Source organism: Pseudactinotalea suaedae, from assembly GCF_009733815.1.
In the GTDB taxonomy this organism is placed as follows: domain Bacteria; phylum Actinomycetota; class Actinomycetes; order Actinomycetales; family Beutenbergiaceae; genus Pseudactinotalea; species Pseudactinotalea suaedae.
Genome location: NZ_WNXY01000010.1, coordinates 236,243 through 256,076 on the forward strand (window position 1 = coordinate 236,243; position 19,834 = coordinate 256,076).

The 19,834-nt window shown below is 72.2% G+C and carries 20 protein-coding genes, 1 tRNA gene and 1 pseudogene; 7 read left to right on the top strand and 15 right to left on the bottom strand.

Going from position 1 to position 19,834, the window contains the following annotated elements; genetic code table 11:
• Positions 1-154 precede the first annotated feature (154 nt).
• The 4 genes from metG to GPA04_RS17325 form a co-directional block, all read right to left on the bottom strand.
• Positions 155-1,711, bottom strand: coding sequence for a methionine--tRNA ligase (gene metG / locus GPA04_RS17310; RefSeq protein ID WP_156225450.1), 1,557 nt, complete (start codon positions 1,709-1,711; stop codon positions 155-157).
• Between the two features lie 67 nt (positions 1,712-1,778).
• Positions 1,779-2,480, bottom strand: a complete 702-nt coding sequence (locus tag GPA04_RS17315; protein WP_156225451.1) for a pyrimidine reductase family protein — start codon at positions 2,478-2,480, stop codon at positions 1,779-1,781.
• Positions 2,481-2,493: 13 nt separating this feature from the next.
• Complete coding sequence (folP, locus tag GPA04_RS17320) at positions 2,494-3,402, bottom strand: dihydropteroate synthase (RefSeq protein WP_241680879.1); 909 nt, start codon at positions 3,400-3,402, stop codon at positions 2,494-2,496.
• A 67-nt stretch (positions 3,403-3,469) separates the two neighbouring features.
• Positions 3,470-4,654: an aminotransferase class I/II-fold pyridoxal phosphate-dependent enzyme gene (locus GPA04_RS17325; protein ID WP_156225452.1), complete on the bottom strand. Its 1,185-nt coding sequence runs from the start codon at positions 4,652-4,654 to the stop codon at positions 3,470-3,472.
• Between the two features lie 92 nt (positions 4,655-4,746).
• On the opposite strand from GPA04_RS17325, the gene GPA04_RS17330 reads away from it, so the two are divergent.
• Entirely contained in the window at positions 4,747-5,331 is a 585-nt protein-coding gene (locus tag GPA04_RS17330; protein WP_156225453.1) for an isochorismatase family protein, read from the top strand.
• A gap of 13 nt (positions 5,332-5,344) precedes the next feature.
• On the opposite strand, the gene GPA04_RS17335 is transcribed toward GPA04_RS17330, so the two are convergent.
• From GPA04_RS17335 to rsmI, 3 genes are all read right to left on the bottom strand, one after another.
• A complete protein-coding gene (locus GPA04_RS17335) occupies positions 5,345-5,803 on the bottom strand; it encodes a transcriptional accessory protein (protein WP_156225454.1) in 459 nt (152 codons plus the stop codon).
• Positions 5,804-5,869: 66 nt separating this feature from the next.
• Positions 5,870-6,292 carry a hypothetical protein gene (locus GPA04_RS17340; RefSeq protein ID WP_156225455.1) on the bottom strand — a complete coding sequence of 141 codons (423 nt, stop codon included), beginning with the start codon at positions 6,290-6,292 and terminating at the stop codon, positions 5,870-5,872.
• Positions 6,292-7,182: a 16S rRNA (cytidine(1402)-2'-O)-methyltransferase gene (gene rsmI / locus GPA04_RS17345; RefSeq protein ID WP_241680880.1), complete on the bottom strand. Its 891-nt coding sequence runs from the start codon at positions 7,180-7,182 to the stop codon at positions 6,292-6,294. The genes GPA04_RS17340 and rsmI overlap by 1 nt, the downstream gene beginning before the upstream one ends.
• A 176-nt stretch (positions 7,183-7,358) precedes the next feature.
• Here rsmI and GPA04_RS17350 point away from each other — a divergent pair, with 176 nt between their 5' ends.
• The 3 genes from GPA04_RS17350 to GPA04_RS17360 all read left to right on the top strand — a co-directional run bounded on the left by GPA04_RS17350 (position 7,359) and on the right by GPA04_RS17360 (position 10,779).
• Positions 7,359-7,931, top strand: coding sequence for a DoxX family protein (locus tag GPA04_RS17350; protein WP_156225457.1), 573 nt, complete (start codon positions 7,359-7,361; stop codon positions 7,929-7,931).
• Between the two features lie 148 nt (positions 7,932-8,079).
• Positions 8,080-8,931 (top strand): phosphotransferase family protein, encoded by an 852-nt coding sequence (locus tag GPA04_RS17355; RefSeq protein WP_162458652.1) that lies wholly within the window; start codon positions 8,080-8,082, stop codon positions 8,929-8,931.
• A gap of 21 nt (positions 8,932-8,952) precedes the next feature.
• Positions 8,953-10,779 carry a dolichyl-phosphate-mannose--protein mannosyltransferase gene (locus GPA04_RS17360; protein ID WP_156225459.1) on the top strand — a complete coding sequence of 609 codons (1,827 nt, stop codon included), beginning with the start codon at positions 8,953-8,955 and terminating at the stop codon, positions 10,777-10,779.
• Positions 10,780-10,793: 14 nt separating this feature from the next.
• Here the strand turns inward: GPA04_RS17360 and GPA04_RS17365 are convergent, their stop codons facing one another.
• Positions 10,794-11,651 (bottom strand): aldo/keto reductase, encoded by an 858-nt coding sequence (locus GPA04_RS17365; protein ID WP_156225460.1) that lies wholly within the window; start codon positions 11,649-11,651, stop codon positions 10,794-10,796.
• A gap of 47 nt (positions 11,652-11,698) precedes the next feature.
• Entirely contained in the window at positions 11,699-13,018 is a 1,320-nt protein-coding gene (locus tag GPA04_RS17370) for a family 20 glycosylhydrolase (RefSeq protein ID WP_162458653.1), read from the bottom strand.
• 57 nt (positions 13,019-13,075) lie between these two features.
• On the opposite strand from GPA04_RS17370, the gene GPA04_RS17375 reads away from it, so the two are divergent.
• From GPA04_RS17375 to GPA04_RS21395, 3 genes are read left to right on the top strand one after another with little or no spacing between them, the layout of a single operon-like run.
• Positions 13,076-14,107: a glutathione S-transferase family protein gene (locus GPA04_RS17375; protein WP_156225462.1), complete on the top strand. Its 1,032-nt coding sequence runs from the start codon at positions 13,076-13,078 to the stop codon at positions 14,105-14,107.
• 58 nt (positions 14,108-14,165) lie between these two features.
• Positions 14,166-14,813, top strand: coding sequence for an NAD(P)-binding domain-containing protein (locus GPA04_RS21390; RefSeq protein WP_241680881.1), 648 nt, complete (start codon positions 14,166-14,168; stop codon positions 14,811-14,813).
• A 5-nt stretch (positions 14,814-14,818) separates the two neighbouring features.
• Positions 14,819-15,328 carry an NAD(P)/FAD-dependent oxidoreductase gene (locus GPA04_RS21395; protein WP_241680882.1) on the top strand — a complete coding sequence of 170 codons (510 nt, stop codon included), beginning with the start codon at positions 14,819-14,821 and terminating at the stop codon, positions 15,326-15,328.
• A gap of 18 nt (positions 15,329-15,346) precedes the next feature.
• Here the strand turns inward: GPA04_RS21395 and GPA04_RS17385 are convergent, their stop codons facing one another.
• The 6 genes and pseudogenes from GPA04_RS17385 to GPA04_RS21050 form a co-directional block, all read right to left on the bottom strand.
• Positions 15,347-16,585, bottom strand: coding sequence for a glycosyltransferase (locus GPA04_RS17385; RefSeq protein WP_156225463.1), 1,239 nt, complete (start codon positions 16,583-16,585; stop codon positions 15,347-15,349).
• A complete protein-coding gene (locus tag GPA04_RS17390; RefSeq protein ID WP_241680883.1) occupies positions 16,582-16,947 on the bottom strand; it encodes an MmcQ/YjbR family DNA-binding protein in 366 nt (121 codons plus the stop codon). The genes GPA04_RS17385 and GPA04_RS17390 overlap by 4 nt, the downstream gene beginning before the upstream one ends.
• Positions 16,944-18,368, bottom strand: a complete 1,425-nt coding sequence (locus GPA04_RS17395) for a mycothione reductase (protein WP_156225464.1) — start codon at positions 18,366-18,368, stop codon at positions 16,944-16,946. The genes GPA04_RS17390 and GPA04_RS17395 overlap by 4 nt, the downstream gene beginning before the upstream one ends.
• A 23-nt stretch (positions 18,369-18,391) precedes the next feature.
• Positions 18,392-18,769 (bottom strand): DUF1304 domain-containing protein, encoded by a 378-nt coding sequence (locus GPA04_RS17400; RefSeq protein ID WP_156225465.1) that lies wholly within the window; start codon positions 18,767-18,769, stop codon positions 18,392-18,394.
• A gap of 308 nt (positions 18,770-19,077) precedes the next feature.
• A tRNA-Ala gene (locus GPA04_RS17405) sits at positions 19,078-19,150 on the bottom strand.
• 48 nt (positions 19,151-19,198) lie between these two features.
• Positions 19,199-19,834, bottom strand: a pseudogene (locus GPA04_RS21050) (hypothetical protein); the annotation flags it as partial.

Below are 19,834 nucleotides of genomic sequence, written 5' to 3' on the forward strand. Positions count from 1 at the left end.
CCTTCGATTTCACCGCACTTTCGACGTCTCCCGATTTCAACGCACTTTCGACACTCTCCCGATTTCACCGCACTTCCGACCAGTCCCCACCCCAGCCTCGCTCGCACGAAAGTGCGGTGAAACCGGAGCGGGGTCGGAAGTGCGGTGAAACCGGTCAGGGGTCCAGGCGGGGGAAGACGCCGGTCGGGGCGGGCAGCGTCATGCCCGGGACGAGCTCGGTCGACAGCTCCGAGAACGGGACCACCTCGGGGAGGCCGAGGAGCGCGAGCAGGCGACCGGACGCCGTCGGCATCACGGGCTGGGTCAGGATCGCCACCGTGCGCACGACCTCGAGCGTCACGGACAGCACGGTCGCCATCCGGGCAGGGTCGGTCTTGCGCAGCACCCACGGCTCCTGCGCGGAGAAGTACCGGTTGGTCTCCCCCAGCACCGACCACAGCTCCTCGAGGTAGGCGCTGATCTGCTGACCGTCGATGTGCCTGCGCGCCGACGGCAGCAGCGGCTCCAGCCTGGCCAGCAGCGCCCGGTCGTCGTCGGTGTGCTCGCCCGGCGTGGGGACCGCGCCGTCGAGGTTCTTCGCGACCATGCTCAGCGAGCGCTGGGCGAGGTTGCCGAGCTCGTTAGCCAGGTCGGCGTTGATGCGGGTGACCACGGCCTCGTGGCTGTAGGAGCCGTCCTGGCCGTAGGTGAACTCCCGGCACAGGAAGTAGCGCATCTGGTCGAGACCGTAGGTCTCGGCGAAGACGAGCGGGTCGACGAAACCACCCTCGGACTTGCTGAGCTTCTTCCCCTTGTCGTAGAGGAACCCGTGCACGAACACGCGCTTCGGCGGCTCGATACCCGCGCTCATGAGGAACGCCGGCCAGAAGATCGTGTGGAACCGGGTGATGTCCTTGCCGATGATGTGCACGTCGGCGGGCCAGTAGCGGCGGAAGTCCGCGCTCTCGGTGTCCGGGTAGCCGACGCCGGTGATGTAGTTCGTCAGCGCGTCCACCCACACGTACATGACGTGCGCCGGGTCGTCGGGGACCGGGACGCCCCAGTCGAAGGTCGAGCGTGAGATCGACAGGTCCCGCAGCCCGGACCGCACGAACTGCACCATCTCGTTGCGGCGGAAGTCCGGCGCGATGAACTCCGGGCGCCCCTCGTAGAGGTCGAGCAGCCTGTCGGCGTAGGCCGAGAGCCGGAAGAAGTAGCTCGGCTCCTCGGTCCAGGTCACCTCCGTGCCCGACGGCGTCGCGACCCTCGTGCCGTCCTCGCGCACCTCGGTCTCGTCCTCGGTGTAGTACGCCTCGTCGCGCACGGAGTACCAGCCGGAGTAGGAGCCCAGGTAGATGTCGCCGTTGGCCTCCATCGCGCGCCAGATCGCCTGGCTCGCCTCGATGTGGTCGGCGTCGGTGGTGCGGATGAAGCGGTCGAAGTCGATGCCCAGGCCGCGTTGCATCGCCTCGAACCGGTCGGAGTTGCCGCGGGCGAAGTCCGCCGGCGTCATGCCGAGGCGATCCGCGGTCTGCATCATCTTGATGCCGTGCTCGTCGGTTCCGGTGAGGTGGCGGACGTCGTAGCCGTCGAGGCGCTTGAACCGCGCGAGCACGTCGGTGGTGATGTACTCGTACGCCGTGCCCATGTGCGGGGCGCCGTTCGGGTAGGCGATGGCCGTGGTGATGTAGAACGGCGGGCGCTCGGCGCCGTCAGGAGCAGGTGCGGTCATGGTGCGGCGAGCCTACCGAGCCGGCTGCGTGACACCGACACCGGGAGCCGCTGGACGTCGGACGTGGTCAGGCCCGCAGGTACCGCAGGAACAGCATCGGCCCGCCCGGCAGCGCGTGCGCCAGGCGCATCGGCAGCGTGCGGTGGGGCCCGCGCGCCACCCGCGAGGCGTCGCCGGACTCCAGCACCGGGCTGAGCGTCAGGCACAGCTCGTCGACCGCGTCGGCGGCGATCAGCGACCCGAAGAGCGTCGGTCCGCCCTCGCACAGCACGTGCCGGAGCCCGCGCTCGGCCAGCTCGGCGCGGACCGCGACCAGGTCGACCGCGTCCCGGCCATGGACCACGAGATCGGCCACCTCCGCGAGCGCGTCCCGCCGCTCGCGAGGTGCTGCATGGTGCGTGATGACCAGCGGCCGCTCCGGAGCGCTGGTGAAGACCTCGCTCGCCGGGTCGACGTCGAGCCGGTGGGAGACGATCGCCAGCGGCGGGTGAGCCGACAACCCGTTCTCGACGCGCCACTGCTGCGCCGGCCCGGCCAGCAACGCGCCGACGTACCCCTCCGCACGGATCGTGCCCGCGCCCACCATCACCACGTCGGTCAGCCGCCGCAGCAGCGTGAACACCTGCTGGTCCCACGCGTCGTTGAGCCCGCCCGAGCGGCCGTCCCGCCAGGCGGCGCCGTCGAGGCTCGACACGAAGTTCACCCGCAGGTACGGCACCGACCGGTCCGGCACGGCGTAGTGCTCCAGCAGCGTCGCGTCGTCGAACATCAGGTCGCCGACCTCAGTCGGTTCCGGGGTCGATGTTGTGCCGCAGGTAGGCGGGTGCGCGCAGCCCGAGCACCGCCTCGGTCATCCGTACGGCGTCCACGGTCTCCGGCACGTGGTGCGCGCGCACGATCCGGGCGCCGGCCTCGACGCACAGGGCCGTGGCGGCGAGGGTGCCCGACAACCGCTCCCCCTGCGGCCGGTCGATGCTCTCCCCCACGAAGTCCTTGTTCGACAGCGCCACCAGCATCGGCAGCCCGATCGCGGCGACCTCACGCAGCCGCCGGGTGATCTCGAGCGTGTGCAGGGTGTTCTTGTTGAGGTCGTGACCGGGGTCGATGACGATCCGGTCCTCGGCGATCCCGAGCGCCCGCGCGTGCTCGACGCGCTCGGTCAGGTAGGCGACGACCTCGCCCACCACGTCCTCGTACTGCGGCCCCCGGTGATGCCGGTGCGGCTGGCCGATCGAGTGGGCGATGACGATCGTCGCGCCGGAGCCGGCCACGACCTCGCCCAGCCCGGCCACGCGCAGACCCATGACGTCGTTGATCACGTCGGCTCCGCCGTCGAGCACGGCCTGGGCGACCTCGGGTCGATAGGTGTCGACCGAGATCACGACGTCGGAGCTCGCCCTGATCGCCTCGACGACCGGGAGCACGCGGTCGAGCTCCTCGGCCACGGGGACGTCGGGCGTGTCCGGCGAGAACGGGAGACCGCCGACGTCGACCCAGTCGGCGCCCTCCTCGACCGCCCGCAGCGCCTGCGCGACCGCGGCGTCCAGCGCGAACGTCGCGCCCCGGTCGAAAAAGGAGTCCGGGGTGCGGTTGACCACAGCCATCACGGCGGTGCGGCGGGCGAAGTCGAACGTGTGCGCCCCGATCCTGCGGGGCTGCAGCGCGGCGACCTCCGCCGGGACCGACGTCACGACCGCACCGCCGGCGCACACCCGCGCCGAGCTCGAGCAGTGGCGGGCGCACAGGTGCGCGTCGCTGTCATGACAGCCGCGTCAGTCCGCGCTTGAGGCCGCGGACGGCCTGGGCGATCCGCTGCTCGTTCTCGATCAGCGCGAACCGCACGAACCGCTCCCCGCCCGGACCGAACCCGACGCCGGGCGAGACCGCGACGTCGCACTCGTTGACCACGTGGGTGGCGAACGCGATCGAGTCCATCTCGGCGTACGCCTCAGGGATGCGCGCCCAGGCGAACATCGTGCCCTTCGGCTTGAGGATGTCCCACCCGATCCGTGCCAGACCGTCCACCAGCGTGTCGCGCCGCGACTGGTAGATCCCGGACAGCTCCGCCGGGTACTCCGTGGCCTCGTTGAGGGTGACGGTCGCAGCGATCTGGATCGGCTGGAACGTCCCGTAGTCCAGATAGGACTTGAGCTGGGACAGCGCCTTGATCACGTCCCGGCGGCCCACCATGAACGCCACCCGCCAGCCGGCCATCGAGAACGACTTCGTCATCGAGTACAGCTCGACGGCGACCTCGGTCGCTCCCTCGCACTGCATGATCGACGGCGGCTGCCAGCCGTCGAAGCACATGTCCGCGTAGGCGAGGTCGTGCACGAGCACCACCTCGCGCTCGCGCGCCCAGTCCACCAGGCGCTGCAGGTCGGCCAGCTCCACGGTGGTGGTCGTGGGGTTGTGCGGGAAGCTCAGCACCACGACGCGGGGCTTGGGCCAGCCGAGATCCCACGCCTCCATGACCCGGTCGATGTAGCCCGCGCCGTCGGTGCCGTCACCGATCGGGACCTGCCGTGCGTCGGCGCCGGCGAAGTACGGTCCCCAGATGTGGATCGGGTAGCTCGGTGTCGGCACGATGGCGGCATCACCGGAGCTGAGCAGCACCCACATGAGGTGGCTGAAGCCCTCCTTGGCGCCGATCGTCGAGATGATCTCCTGCTCGGGGTCGAGCGTGACACCGAACCGCCGCTGGTACAGGTTCGCCACCGCCAGGCGCAGGTTCGGGATGCCGCGTGAGGAGGAGTACCGGTGGTTGCGGGTGTTCTGGGCAGCCTCGGCCAGCTTGTCGACGGCGATCTGCGGGCTGGGCAGGTCGGGGTTCCCGAACCCCAGGTCGACGACGTCCCGCCCGGCTCGGCGAGCCTCCAGCTTGAGCCCGTCGATGATGGTGAACACGTACGGCGGCAGGCCGTTGATCCGGCGGAACTCCATGACCGAGCAGGCTACCCGCCCGACGTTGCGTCATACGCTCGGAGGAAGCCCTTGCTCCCCACGTATGACGCAACCGGAAGGTCAGGCCGACGATGGAGCTCCACCCCCCGACCCACCGCGCCCTCCTCGTCGTCGACGTGCAGCCGACCTTCTGCGAGGGCGGCGCCCTCGCGGTCGAGGGAGGCGACGCCGTCGCGGCCCGGGTCGCCGCCTACGCGGCGACGCACCGAGGTGACTACGACGTCGTCGTCACCACCCAGGACTGGCACATCGATCCGGGGGCGCACTTCAGCGACCACCCCGACTTCGTCGACACCTGGCCCCCGCACGCCCTCGCCGGCTCCGACGAGGCGGAGCTGCACCCGGCGCTCGCGGACCTCGCACCGGACCACTCGGTGAAGAAGGGACGCTACGAGGCCGCGTACTCGGGCTTCGAGGGAGTGGATGTCGCGGGCCGCCCGTTGGCCGAGCTGCTGGCCGCCCACGCGATCGCGCACGTGGACGTGGTCGGGATCGCCGAGTCGCACTGCGTCAAGGAGACCGCGCTCGACGCCGCCCGGCTGGGGCTGCGCACCAGGGTGCTCACCGACCTGACGGTGCCCGTCTCACCCGACCAGGGCGAGACGGCGCGCGCCGCGATGGCAGCGGCCGGGATCGCCCTGGAGCGCTCCCGCTGAGCTGGGGTCGGCCTCAGCCGGCCAGCAGCAGGATGGCGACGACGACGCCGATGAGCGCGTACACGACGCCCCACCACTGCATCGGGATCCAGAACAGCGTGTGGATGTTGCGCAGCCGGCGCGTCACGGCCGTGGACTCCTGGTCGAGCATCATGTCCGCCTGCACCTGCGCCTCGGCCAGCGAGGAGGGCACGACACCCGGGGCGGGCTGGAAGCGACCGCTCGCCACCGCGTGGCTCAGCTCGGCCCGACGCTGCTCGACCCACGTCTGCGACTTCTTCGCGGGGTTGATGACGTTGAGGTACCACCCGAGGGCGAAGGTGGCCACGCCACCGAGCAGGACACCGAGCCCGATCATCGCCCCGTTCAGCTCTCCGTCGGTGGACACCAGGGAGCTCAGCCCCGTCCCGGCGAGAAAGCCGAGTGCCCCGAGAATGACCGCCACGAATCCGAACCCACGCCAAATGATCATGCGCGGAGACTATGTCCGGCCGCGGCACGCCCGGTGCCGCGGAGGTGGGCACCGCTGCCCATCGGCTCAGCGTTCGAGCCGGCGCGGCTCCGCGTCGTCGGCCTTCTCGGCGATGAAGGCGGCGAGGATCTCCCCGCGCACCGTCATCACCTTCTCCTTGACGGCCTTCTTCTCGCGACGCGAGGCACCGTCGTGCAGCAGCTCGGCGGCGTGCTGGAGGTTGTCGAGCGTGCGCGCCCAGTCCTGCGCGCGGCGGGTCTCCGCCGCGTCGTCGGCGCTGGAGCTCAGATAGGCGACCTGCTCGCGCAGCGCCGCGATCGTGGCGAGCATCCCGGCCGGTCCGCTGATCCGCTTGGCCAGAAGCTTGGTGACGGCGTCCTGGACGCTCTTGGTGATCTCGGGGTGCTCCCGGAGGTACTTGGCCACGATCGGGCCGGCCGTACCCACGATCGTCATGACCGTGCTCACGAGCTTGCGGTTGACCGCCATCAGACACCCTCCTTGGGCGAGGTCCGGCCACGATAACCCGCGCCCGGCGTCCTGGCCTCGAGCGCGCCCTGGTAGAGCTCCCTGCGGCTCACCCCGGTGCGCTCGGCCACCTCGGCGGCGGCGTCCTTCAACCGGCTGCCCGCCTCGACCAGGGCGAGCACATCACCCACGTGGTCCGCCGCGAGGGCCTCCCCCGGCACCACCCCGGCGACGACCACGGTGATCTCACCGCGCACCCCCTCCTCGGCCCAGCGGGCCAGCTCCGCCAGCGGGCCGCGACGCACCTCCTCGTAGGTCTTGGTGAGCTCACGGCACACCGCCGCCTCACGGTCGGGGCCGAACGCCTCGGCCATCGCGGCCAGCGTCTCGCCGATCCGGTGGGTCGCCTCGAAGAAGACCATCGTGCGGCGCTCGTCGGCGAGCTCCTCGAGCGCCCGACGGCGTTCCCCGGCCCGGCGGGGAAGGAAGCCCTCGAAGCAGAACCGGTCGGTGGGCAGGCCCGAGAGCGCGAGCGCGGCGAGGACGGCGCTCGGACCGGGCACCGCCGTCACCCGCACGCCGCTCTCGACGGCGGCCCGCACCACCCGGTAGCCGGGGTCGGAGACGCCGGGCATGCCGGCGTCGGTCACCACCAGCACGGTGGCGCCGCTCTCGGCCGCCTCGACCAGCTCGGCGGCCCGCGCCGCCTCGTTGTGCTCGTGGTAGCTGACCACCCGACCACCGATGCTCACGCCGATCCTGGCCGCGAGCGACCGCAACCGGCGGGTGTCCTCGGCGGCGACGACGTCGGCGTCGGCGAGGAGCCGCAGCAGCCGCGGTGGCGCATCCTCCGCATCGCCGATCGGCGTCCCGGCGAGCACGATCACACCTGGTCCTGGGTGTTCTGGCACGGGGTGAGTCTGCCAGCCACGCGGTCGGGGGCTCTCGAGGGCCGATCTCGGGACGTTCGTCCCGGCGACGACCCCGGAAATCGGGACCTCGGTCCCCCAGAGGGGCCCTGCAGACCCGACAGAATTCTTCATGAGGCCTCAACCACCACCACCACTTCTCGTGACAGGACAGAGCAATGACCACCACCCGCGCACACGTACCCGAGGCCACCACCGCCCCCGCCGTGATCACCCAGGAGTCGATCGTCACGAGCCCGCTCGCACGCAAGGTGCTGGCCATCGCTCGGATCGTCGTCGGCTTCTTCTTCCTGTGGCCGTTCCTCGACAAGACGTTCGGCCTCGGCTTCAGCACCCCGGCGGAGCGCGCCTGGATCAACGGCGGCACCCCTGCGCAGGGCTACCTGGACAACCTCGACCCCGCACAGCCGCTGGCCGGCTTCTTCCAGTCGGCGTTCTCGAACCCGTTCGGTGACGTGGTCTTCATGCTGGGCCTGCTGGGCATCGGCGTCGCGATGATCGCCGGCGCCGGGCTGCGGATCGCCGCGATCGGCGGCACCCTCCTCATGGCCTTCATGTACCTGGTAGCGCTGCCCTGGATCGCCGGTGGCACCAACCCGGTCCTGGACTCGCACTGGGTCGAGGCGATGCTGCTCCTGACCGCCGCCGTCACCCTCTCCGGCGACACCTGGGGCCTCGGCAGGTGGTGGGCGAGCACCGACCTCGTCCGCAGGTACCGCTGGCTCCGCTAGCCCCCTGGCTCCGGCCAGCACCGACAGCCCCCGACACGCTCCGTGCCGGGGGCTGCTTCGCGTCCTCGCGCGCTCTGCTCGAGCGGTGCTCGCCCCCACCGAAGGAGCCCGACGGCGGGCGGGCCGGGCGCTGTGTCAGGGTGGAGCTGTGGAGACCGGGTACGTCGAGCCGGACCGTGCCACCACCACGGCGCTGGTCGGGCAGCTGCTGAAGGATGCCGGTGCACCCGCGGATCCCGCCGCGTGGGAGTGGGTGCGCACGGGGTCGTCCTCGCTCGTGGTGCTCGCGGGTGAGGTGGCGGTCCGGGTCGCCCGTGACGGCGCCGCAGCCGCCGACCTGCACCGCAGCCGCGATCTCGTCGCGGCGCTGCCGCCGCTGCCGTTCGTGGTCGCCCGCCCGATCGGCGAGGTCGCCGAGCTCGACGGCGTCGTCGCCGCGGCGGCCGCCCGGGTGCCCGGGGCCGCTCGACCGCCAGGACCGGCGGACCCGGCCGAGCTGCGCGCCCTCCTGGACGCGGTCCACGGCCTGGACCCCACCCCGTTGCGCGCCCACCTCGCGCCGCCCCGGGCGTTCTTCGGCGGTGCCGACTGGTACTCGGTGCTGACCGAGCTCGCGACACCCCTGCTGCCGGTTCAGGTGCGAGACCGGGCGCGGGCCGCGGTCGACGCGCTCGCCGCGCTCGACCACCCGGAGCCCGCCGTCAACCACGGCGATCTCGCCGGGAGCAACGTGCACTGGGAGGGTGATCGGGTGGTCGGCGTCCTCGACTGGGACCTGGCGGCGCTCGAGGATCCTGCCGAGGACGTCGCCAGCCTCCTGACCTGGCACGGCTGGGAGCTCGGGCCGCAGGTCGTCGACCCCGCCACCCTCGCCCGTGCCCGGGTGTTCGGCGCGGTCTCGCCGCTGACGGTGATCGCCTTCTCCGTGCTGCGCGGCCGGCCCGCGGACGAGATCGAGCGGGTCACGGCACGCGTCGCGGCGCGACTCGGACGTGCCTGAGCCGCACCTACACTCGACGCCGTGAGGGGAGCCGACGACGACGCACGCGCGTCCGCGGACGCCGGCTGGGCTCCCCGCCCGGAGGGCGAGGCAGCGGCGGACGAGGGTCCGACCCGCGAGGTGAGCGGACCCTCCCCGGCCCAGGCTGCGCCGTCGGGCGTCACGACGGCGCCGGCGCGCCACTCGGCACGCAGCGCGGGCCGGCGCGAGCTGTTCGCGTCCTGGAGAGCGCCTGCGGTGGCCGTGACCGGGCGCACCCGCGCGGCGATCGAGTCCGACCTGCTGTCGCGGCTGGTGCGGCCGATCCCCGGCTCGGTGCTGGTCTCGTGGGTCGTGACGCTGCTGGTGACCGGTGTGGCCGCGGCGCTGCGGCTGCTCTATCTCGGCCGCCCCGGCCGGGTGGTCTTCGACGAGACGTACTACGTCAAGCAGGCGTACTCGTTGCTGGCCCTGGGGTACGAGGGCGATTGGATCGAGGAGAACGACGAGCAGCCCAACGAGCGTTTCGCCGCGGGCGACTACTCGATGCTGTCGGACGAGGCGGACTACATCGTCCACCCGAGCGTCGGCAAGTGGATGATCGCGGCCGGTCTGAAGCTGCTCGGACCGAACGACCCGGTGGCGTGGCGGATCGGCGCCGCTGTCACCGGTGCGCTCATGGTGCTGCTGCTGGTCCGGATCGCGCGGCGGCTGTTCGCCTCGACCACCCTCGGCGCGACCGCCGGTCTGCTGCTCGCGATCGACGGCAACCACCTGGTGATGTCACGGATCTCGATCCTCGACATCTTCCTGGCGTTCTGGGCGCTGGTCGCGTTCGGCGCGATCCTTCTCGACCGCGACCACTACCGACGGCGGCTGGCGCGCCTCGCCGCTGCCGAGCTCGACGAGGAGGGCCACTACCGCGATCCCTGGGGACCCCGCGTGGGGTTCCGGCCGTGGCTGCTGGTGGCGGGGGTGGCGCTCGGTCTGGCGTGCGGGGTCAAGTGGTCCGGCATCTACTTCGTGGCCGCCTTCGGCCTTGCGGTCGTGGCGTGGACGATCAGCGCGCGACGCGCCGTCGGCGTCCGCTACTGGGTCGGCGCCGGGGCGCTGCGCGACGGCGTCCCTGCCTTCGTGCTGATGGTCCCGGTCGCCGCGGTGGCGTACGTGCTCACCTGGCTCCCCTGGTGGCTGAGCCCGAGCTCCTACATGCGGCAGTGGGCCGCGACCACCAACGCGACGGCCGAGGTGCCGGAGCGCCCCTGGATGCCGGACTGGCTGAACTCCTGGTGGGAGTACCACCTGCGGATGTGGGACTTCCACAACAACCTCACGACCGAGCACACCTACGAGTCCCACCCGGCGGGCTGGCTGATCCAGTGGCGTCCCACGTCGTTCGCCTGGCGCTCGGTCGAGACCGCCGACGGCGCCTGGCAGACCTGCGGCGCGGACCGCTGCGCCGGGGCGATCCTGTCGGTCGGCAACCCCGTGATCTGGTGGGGAGCGGCACTCGCGCTCCTGCTGGTGCTGTGGGCGGCGATCCGCCGCCGCGACTGGCGCGCGTGGGCGATCCTCGTGGGGTACGCCGGCGGCTACCTGCCCTGGTTCGCCTACGCCCACCGCACGATCTTCACGTTCTACACCGTGGCGTTCGTGCCGTTCGTGGTGCTGGCGCTGACGTACGGGCTCGCCGAGCTGATCGGGTCCAAGGAGCTGCCGCGACGCGAGCGGCGGCCGGGGATCTGGGCGGCCGCCGCCGTGGTGATCGCAGCGGTCCTGGTCTCGGGGTTCTTCTGGCCGATCTGGACCAACCAGTGGGTGCCCTACTGGTTCTGGCGGCTCCACATGCTGCTACCGACCTGGGTGTGATCCCGGCCGGCCGCTCACTCCGGGGTGGGGCCCGCGTAGTCGGCGGTGTCGGGGTTGCCGCCCGTGCGCTCGCCGCGCTCCAGGCCCTCGATCGCGTCGATGTCCTCGGGCTCGAGCTGGACCGCGAGCGCGGCCCAGTTCTCGGCGATCCGCGACGGCGTCACGGACTTCGGGATGACGACGTTGCCCTGAGCGATGTGCCAGGCGAGCACGACCTGAGCGGGCGTGGCGTCGCGCCGCTCGGCGATCTCGGTGAGCACCGGGTCCTCGAGCATGCCCTTGCCCGCGCCGAGCGGGGACCACGCCTGGGTGGCGATCTGGTGGGCGGCGTTCCAGGCCCGTAGCTGCTCGATCTGCAGGTACGGGTGGCACTCGACCTGGTTGAGGACGGGCGTGACGCCGGTGGCGTCGATGATCTCCTGCAGGTGGGGCGCGTGGAAGTTGGAGACGCCGATCGAGCCGACGGCACCCTGCTCGTGCAGGTGCACCAGCGCCTTCCAGGTGTCGACGTACTTCCCCAGCGGCGGCGCGGCCCAGTGGATCAGGTAGAGGTCGATCGTGTCGACGGCGAGCCGCTTCAGCGAGGCCTCGTGGGCGCGCAGCGTCGTGTCGTAGCCCTGGTCAGCGTTCCACAGCTTGGTGGTGAGGTAGATGTCCTCACGGGCGATGCCGGACGCCGCGATCGCGCGCCCGACGCCGCGCTCGTTGCCGTAGATGGCTGCGGTGTCGATCAGCCGGTAGCCGACGCGGAGGGCTTCCTCGACGGCGGGCTGTGCCTCGTCGTCCGGCACGCGCCAGACGCCGTAGCCGAGCTGGGGGATGGTGGTTCCGTCGTTGAGGTCGACGTCGATCGGGTGGAGGTCTGCAGTCACTCGCAGCAGGCTAGAGCATCACCCGACCGGCCCTGGCCGCAGCGGTCTCAGTGCCCGGTCAGCGGACGATCGGCGTGGGCCAGGCCGCGGGCGTCCCACAGCGCACGGTGCGCCGGCAGGTCCTCGGCGAACGCCTCCCACGCGCGCACCTCGGGCACCGACCACGCGACCTCGGCGATCGCGGGCAGCCGCGGCAGCAGCATCGAGAACAGGTCGTCCTCGGTGCGGATCGTCTCGGTCCACAGCGCCGCCTCGACGCCGAGGATCGCCTCGGGTGGCAGGCCGGGGACGAGCGTGGCGGGGTCCCAGTCGTAGGCGTCGCGCACATCGACGTGCCCGGCCCAGTCCAGGCCGAGCTCGGTGTCGGCGTCGTACTTCATGTCGAGGTAGGCGCGGTTGCCGGGGCTGAGGATGACCTGGTGCCCGTGCGCGGCGGCGGCCACGACCGGGGCGGGGTCGGCGTTGGAGTCCCAGAGCTGCAGGACCGACCGCGGGTCCTGCAGTGCCGGAGCCGCCTCCTGCCAGAACACCGGCCGCTTGCCGAGCCGCAGCACCAGCGCCTCGACGTGCTGGATGAACGCCGCGTACTCCTCGGGGCTGAGCAGCCGGACCTCGTCGCCGCCGACGTGCACGAAGTCGCCCGTGGTCTGCTCGACCAGCGCCCCGACGGCGTCCTCGAGGAACGCTGCGGTCTCGGGCAGGTCGAGCCGCAGCGTCGAGTGCCCGACCTCGGTGCCGGTGTAGACCTCTCGTGCCAGGCCGTCGGGGTTGAGCGCGGGGACGGCGTGCAGCGCCGCCGCGGTGTGCCCGGGCAGGTCGATCTCCCCGACGATCGTGATGCCGCGCTCGGCGGCGTACGCCGTGAGCTCGGCGAGGTCGGCCACGCTCAGGTGGCCACCGGGGCCACCGTCGACCTCCGAGGTGCTGGCGCGCTCGACCAGCTCGGGCCGGTTCGGCACCTCGTAGCGCCACCCCTGGTCGTCGGTCAGGTGCAGGTGCAGCACGTTGAGCTTGTACAGCGCGGCGAGGTCGAGGACCTTGCGGAGCGTCGCCGGGCCGAAGAAGTGACGGCACACGTCGATCATGAGACCGCGCCACGGGTAGCGCGGCGCGTCCTCGATCTCCAGGGCGGGCACCGACCGGTCGGTCAGCTCGACGAGCTGGGTGGCGCTCGACCGGGCTGCGCTCGCACCACGGTGGTCGGCGGCGTCGGAGCTGAACCCCGTGTCGGCACCGACCTGCAGCCGGTAGCCGCCGTCGTCGCGGTTCCCGACCGCGGTCGAGGCGGTGGGCTCGGCGGGGCCCGGGTACGGCTCGCCGTCGAGCAGCTCGAGTCGGGCTGGGGCGGGGATCAGCGGAAGGCTCACGCGCCCAGTCTGCCCACACGCCGTCCGCATCGCCACCGAGCGTCGTAACCTGCAGACGTGGAGAACAGCTACGTCTTGCCAGGCCAGGAGTACTCACGCGACACGTCCTACATCGAGTCGCGGATCACGCGCGACGGCGCGGACGGCTGGCCGGTGGAGCCCGGTCGGTACCGGCTGGTCGTGGCGCGCGCGTGCCCGTGGGCCAACCGCACGATCATCGTGCGACGGCTGCTCGGTCTGGAGGACTCGATCTCGCTGGCTCTGTGCGGACCCACGCACGACATGCGGTCGTGGACGTTCGACCTCGACGAGGGTGAGCACGACCCGGTGCTCGGGATCCACTGGCTCGCCGAGGCGTACTACCGGCGGGTGCCGGGGTACCGGAAGGGCATCACGGTCCCGGCTATCGTCGACGTCCCGACGGGTGCGGTGGTCACCAACGACTTCGCACGAATGACCCTCGCTTTCTCCTCCGAGTGGCAGGAGCACCACCGCGAGGGGGCGCCCGACCTGTACCCGGAGGCGCTGCGCGAGGAGATGGACGCGGTGATGAAGCGCGTCTACACCGAGGTCAACAACGGTGTGTACCGCTGCGGCTTCGCCGGGTCCCAGGACGCCTACGACGACGCCTACGAGCGGCTGTTCACGGCGCTCGACTGGCTCGAGGACCGGTTGGCGACGCGCCGGTACCTGATGGGCGAGACCATCACCGAGGCGGACGTGCGGCTGTTCACCACGCTGGTGCGGTTCGACCCGGTCTACCACGGGCACTTCAAGTGCAACCGGAACAAGCTGATCGAGATGCCCGCGTTGTGGGCGTACGCGCGCGACCTCTTCACCACGCCGGGGTTCGGCGACACGGTCGACTTCGCGCAGATCAAGTCCCACTACTACGAGGTGCACACCGACCTGAACCCCAGCGGGATCGTGCCGGGTGGCCCCGACCTCAGCGGATGGCTGGAGCCGCACGGGCGGGAGGCGCTCGGGGGCCGGCCGTGGGGCGACGGAACCCCACCGCCCGCGCCGCGCACGGAGGAGCTCGTCCCCCAAGACGCCACGCCGCTACCCGGTGGGGTCGCGTCGGCCTGAGTCGGTCGTCGAGCACGACGAGGTCCGCCGCCGGCCCCGCGGGAGTACCGTGCCGATGGTGGACAGGGTGCGAGGGCGCTTCCCGGTCGCCGTGATCGGCGGCGGTCCGGCGGGCCTCGCCGCAGCGGCTGTGCTCGGCGCCGGAGGACTTGCTCCCGTGGTGCTGGAGCGCGGTGAAGGCGTCGGGACGAGCTGGCGGGGCCACTACGACCGGCTGCACCTGCACACGGCGCGATGGCTGTCCGGGCTCCCGGGACTGCCCATCCCGAGCGGGGTCGGCCGGTGGCCCGGTCGTGACGACGTCGTGCGCTACCTCGAGCAGTATGCGGCCCACCACCACCTGGAGGTCCGCAACGGGGTCGAGGTGCGACGTGTGGACCGTGACCCCGCCGGGAGCGGCTGGGTGCTGCGCTGCCCGCAGGGCGACCTCGAGACGGGCGCCGTGGTGGTCGCCACCGGCTACAACGCGGTGCCGAGGATCCCCGACTGGCCCGGGCTGGCCGCGTTCACCACCCCCGTCACCCACTCGGGTGACTACCGGTCCGGCGCTGCGTACGCCGGTCTCGACGTGCTCGTGGTGGGGGCCGGGAACAGCGGCGCTGAGATCGCGGTGGACCTGGCCGAGTCCGGCGCCCGGCGGGTACGGCTGGCGGTGCGACGACCGCCGTACCTGATGCCCCGCTCGATGGGGTTCCCACGCAGCTGATCTCGGTGGCGATGCGCTACGTGCCGACCCAGGCCGCCGACGCCATCGCCGAGCCGGTCCGCCGGCTCGCCGTCCCCGATCTGAGGGCGTGGAGCTGGCCGCTCCCCACCGGTGGTCTGTTCACGCGCGGGCGGGCCGGGGCGATCCCGATCCTCGACGTCGGCCTGGTCGCGGCGCTCCGCGCAGGCCGGGTCAAGCCGGTCGCGGCGGTCGCGGGCTTCGCCGGACGCGAGGTGCTGCTCGCCGACTCCGCTCGCATCGCGCCCGATGCCGTCGTGGTCGCCACCGGCTACGAGCGCGGCCTCGAGCCGCTGGTCGGACACCTCGGGGTCCTCGACGAGCGTGGTGAGCCCCTCGTGCACGGGGCTCGGACCACACCGGACGCGCCCCGGCTGCACCTGATCGGCTTCAGCAACCCCATGAGCGGGATGTTCCGCGAGTTCGGGATCGATGCCCGCCGGATCGCCCGCGCTCTGACCCGCGGAGGGGCGGCGAGGGTGGCCGCGCGCGCCTGAGGGCCGCGGGGTGAGCGGTCAGCGCTGGTTCGGCAGGTTCTCCAGCTCGTCGACCAGCGCACCGAAGGCCGACTCGTCGCGCACGTGCTCACCGAGCCGTTCGGCCGCCTGCCGGTAGCCGGGGTCGCGCAGCACGCGGTGCACGGCGGCACTGATCTGCTGCGTCGTCGCACGCCGCGGGACCGTGACGGCGGCGCCCCGGCGGGTCAGCCGCATCGCGTTGTCCGCCTGGTCACGCCCGTGCGGCAGGACGACCATCGGCACGCCGGCGGCCAGCGCCTTCATGACGGTGCCGTGGCCGCCGTGGGTGATCACGACGCTCACGTGCGGAAACACCTGCTGGTGCGGCGCCGACCGGACGACCTCGATCCCGGCCGGTGCGCGGATCAGCGCAGGGTCGACCGCGGGCCCGGTGGTGACCAGGCCGCGCAGGCCCAGCGCGCCGAGGGCGTCCGCGCTGCGCTGCAGCGCCTCGACGTGGTTCTGGAAGGTGGAGGACAGCGCCACGAGTGCGAGCGGCGCGTCCCCCGCGGGCAGCGGCCAGTCGGTGCTCGTCTCGGCCCACGCGGGGTCGTCGAGCACCGGCCCCACGTAGCGGGCGGACTCGGGCATGGTGCCGGGGAAGTCGAAGGCTGCCGAGGTCAGGACGAGCTGCCGGCTGGCGCGCTGGTGCTGCCCCCAGGGGGAGGTCAACGGCGGCAGCCCGTGGGCCTGGCGCACGTCGTTGAGCGGGCCGAGCGCGTAGCGCGCGAGCATGCGCGTGCTGGCGGCGGAGAGTCCACGATCGCGCAACCGCCCGAGCGGTCCGCGTGCCGGCGCGAGGCCGAGGCCGAACGGCGGCAGCCCGGGCGCCGGGAGCGCGTAGATGTTCGGCATCAGCACCGCGTAGGGCAGGCGGGCCGCCTCGGCGGCGATCATCGCGCCGACCGCGACGAACGAGGTGACCACGGCGTCGGGTTCCAGGTCGGCGAGCGCCGCATCCGTGTCACGGGCGTGCCCGGCGGCGGGGCCGGCGATCATCGTCTCGGCCATCCCTGCGGCCATCGCGGTGGGCGACTGCGGCCGCCAGTCCTCGAACAGCCGCGCCGGCTCTGACCAGGCCCGCCACCGGGCACCGAGCGCTGCCACCGCCTCGGCCATGGAGGCGTCACCGAGCACGGTGACCCGGTGCCCGCGGGCGAGGAGCCGGCGGGCGACGCCCAGCTCGGGCGGCACGGTGCCGCCGGCGTCCGTGAGTGCGAACAGGTAGTCCGTCACGGCGTGACCTGCGCCGCCAGGGTCGCCGGCGCCTGGATCCGGTAGGAGTCGGTCAACAGCTCGGCCACCTCGCCCCAGTCGGTCTGCTCGTCCACGACGAGCCCGATGACGTTGGCGCCCCAGCCGGCGCGGAAGTACGGGTGCCCGAGGTTCTCGAACGCGGCGACCTCGTCCGGCTCACCGTGGAAGACGATCCGGAACTGCTGGTCCTCGCCGCCGAACACGTGCGCGACCGTGCTCGCCCCGACACGCCACCGCTTCCCCACCCAGGCGCCCTCGCGGTAGGTCTCGGGCAGCCTGGCCATGATCGCCTCGAGGCGCTCCAGCAGCTCCGCGGGGACGTCGGGTCGATCCTTGCTCACGACCCAGTCGTACCATCCGGCGCCGACACCCGCAGCCCGAGCAGGGCGTTCTCCACGACCTCGGCCAGCGCGGGGTGGATCCAGTACTGACCGCGTGCCACCTCGTGGGCGTGCTGGCCGAAGCTGGCAGCCTGGATCAGCGGCTGGATCACGGTGGAGGCCATCATGCCGACGCAGTGCGCGGCGAGGATCTGGCCGTCGGGCGAGGCGTGCACCGTGAGGAAGCCCTCCTGGTCCTCGAGGGCCCAGCCGTAGGCGACGTCGCCGTAGCTCTGCGTCGTGGTGACGAACGGGACGTCGGCCGCCTCGAGCTGGACGGCGGTGGGGCCGAAGGAGGCGACCTGGGGGTAGCTGAAGACCGCGTGCGGCACGAACCGGTGGTCGCTGTGCTGCGGTGGCGCGTCGAGCTTGCCCAGCGCGACGGCGAGGTTGTGCGCCACCACGCGTGCCTCGTGGTTGGCGACGTGCTTGAGCTGCCAGGGCGAGCAGACGTCGCCGAGGGCCCAGGTTCTCGGCGCCGTGGTGCGCTGCTCGCTGTCGACGACCACCAGCCCCTCGGCGTCCAGCTCGATGCCGGCCTGCTCGGCGTCGAGCCGGTCGCCGTTGGGCGCCCGGCCCACCGCGAGCAGCACGACCTCGGCCTCGAGCACCTCGGTCTGCCCGTCGCCGTCCTCGACCGTGACGCGCCAGACGTCGCCCACCCGCTCGGCCAATCGAGGGCGGGTCGAGGTACGGAGGTCGCTGCGCCGTCGGGCCATCGCGGTGACCGCCTCCGAGACCACCCGCTCCTCGCCGGTGAGGAGGACGTCGGAGCGCTGCACCTGCGTGACCGCCACCCCGAAGGAGGCGAAGACGTGGACGAACTCGCACGCCACGAAGCCGCCCCCGAGCACGAGCATCCGCGGCGGCAGCGCCTCCAGCCGCATGATCGTGTCCGAGGTGTGCAGGCCCCGCTCGGGGTCGATGCGCTCCAGCCCGGGGACGTCGGGCAGAGCGCGCGCGCGGGAACCGGCGGCCACCACGACGAGGTCCCCGCTCACCTCGGTGCCGTCGGCCAGGCGCAGCGTGCGCTCGCCGACGAACCGTGCGTGCTGGTCGTAGACGGTCACGAAGTCCTGGCTCCGGCGATAGGCCTCACCGCCGTCCGCGATCGGGTCGATGCGCCCGAACACGCGGTCCCGGATCGCGGGCCAGTCGATGGTCGGCTCGGCGAAGGTGACGCCGAGCCTCGCGGCGTCGGCGGCCTCGGCGACCCGGTCGGCGGGAACGACGAACATCTTGGTGGGGATGCACCCGACGTTGAGGCAGGTGCCGCCGAACCGACCCTCCTCGATGATGGCGATGTCGAGCCCCTCGAGCTCGGGCGTCACGAGCGAGTTCCCCGACCCGGTCCCGATGATGACGATGTCGTGGTGCGGCATGGAACGACCCTAAGCGGTCGCCGTCAGCTCAGAATCAGCGCGATCAGGCCGAGCGCCGGCAGCGTGCCCTGTGTCAGCGCCGCCCGTCGGTACCGGCGACCGCTGCTGAGGAGGACCACGGCGGCGAGCGCCATCGACGCGGTCGCCACGACCATGAGGACGAGACCCGCAGGGTTCCCGACGACGTCGAGCACGATCCCCACGGCACCGACGATCGCGAGGAACAGGTTGTAGAAGCCCTGGTTGTACGCCAGCGGGCGGGTGGTCTCGGCGTCCTCCTGCGACCTCAGCCCGAAACGTCTCCAGATCGCGGGCCGGGTCCAGAGCACCGACTCCATCGCGAAGATCGCGACGTGCAGCAGCGAGGCGAGCGCGACGAGGACCACGGCAACGATGTGCACCCGCTGATGCTAGGGCCGGAGCACCTCCGCGCGAGCGCGCTCCGCCGTCGAGAACGGCGGGGTCCACTGGTCACCAAGGACGTCGAGCTAGGGGACTCCGCCGTCCTCGCTCCGCTGCGGCGGCTCCGCGAGTCACTGGCCTGCTCGACGCAGAAGGACCAGGGCGACAACCGTGCCCTGGTCCTTCTGTGGTGTGGAGCTAGGGGGACTCCGTCGTCGCTCGTCCCTCGCTCCTCCTCCCGAATCCACTGGTCATGAGATGACGAAGACCCCCGCCGAGAAACATGGCGGGGGTCTTCGTCAACTTGTGGAGCTAGGGGGATTCGAACCCCCGACCTTCTCATTGCGAACGAGACGCGCTACCAACTGCGCCATAGCCCCAGGTCGGCGACAAGAATAACACCTGGCCGCCACCGTGCTGACGGCGGATCAGCCCGCCGCGCGGCGTCGTGCGAGCACGGCCTGGACGTCGATCGCGGGCTCGACGGCGACCCGCTTCTCGGCCCGAGCACGCTCGTTCTCCTCGTTCTGGACGACGGCGGACGCATCCTCGGTGCCCTCACTCACCGGGTCCATGACCTCGGTCGGGGCGCCCATCACCAGCGGCGAGACATCGCGGCGCGGTGCCGACTGCTTGAGGGTGTAGGCGGGAGGCGGCACCGGGACCGGGGTCCAGCCCGGGCCGTCGTTGCCGTGGCGGGCGGTGCCCTCGGGCCGGATCGCGGGGGCGGACTCGGCGAGCAGGCTCGTCGGGTCGACGTCGACCCGCAGCTGGGGCTTGCCGGCCCGTCGGGCGTGCGAGGTGGCGCGCTCACGTGCGTGGGAGGCGATCGTGGCGAGCTCGCGCTCCCACCGTGCGTCGGCGGCGTTGCCGGCCGTCGCGGCTCGGCGACCGAGGACCACCACACCACCGAGCGCGAGCGTGGCGAGCACGGGCGCGACCACCGGCCAGGACAGCAGCGCGAAGCCGGCCCACAGACCCGCCGCCGCCACCAGCAGCACACCGGTCAGCGCGAGCCGGCGGCGCGCGGCAGCGGCCCGGCGGCTCGACGCCGCGGCTCGCGC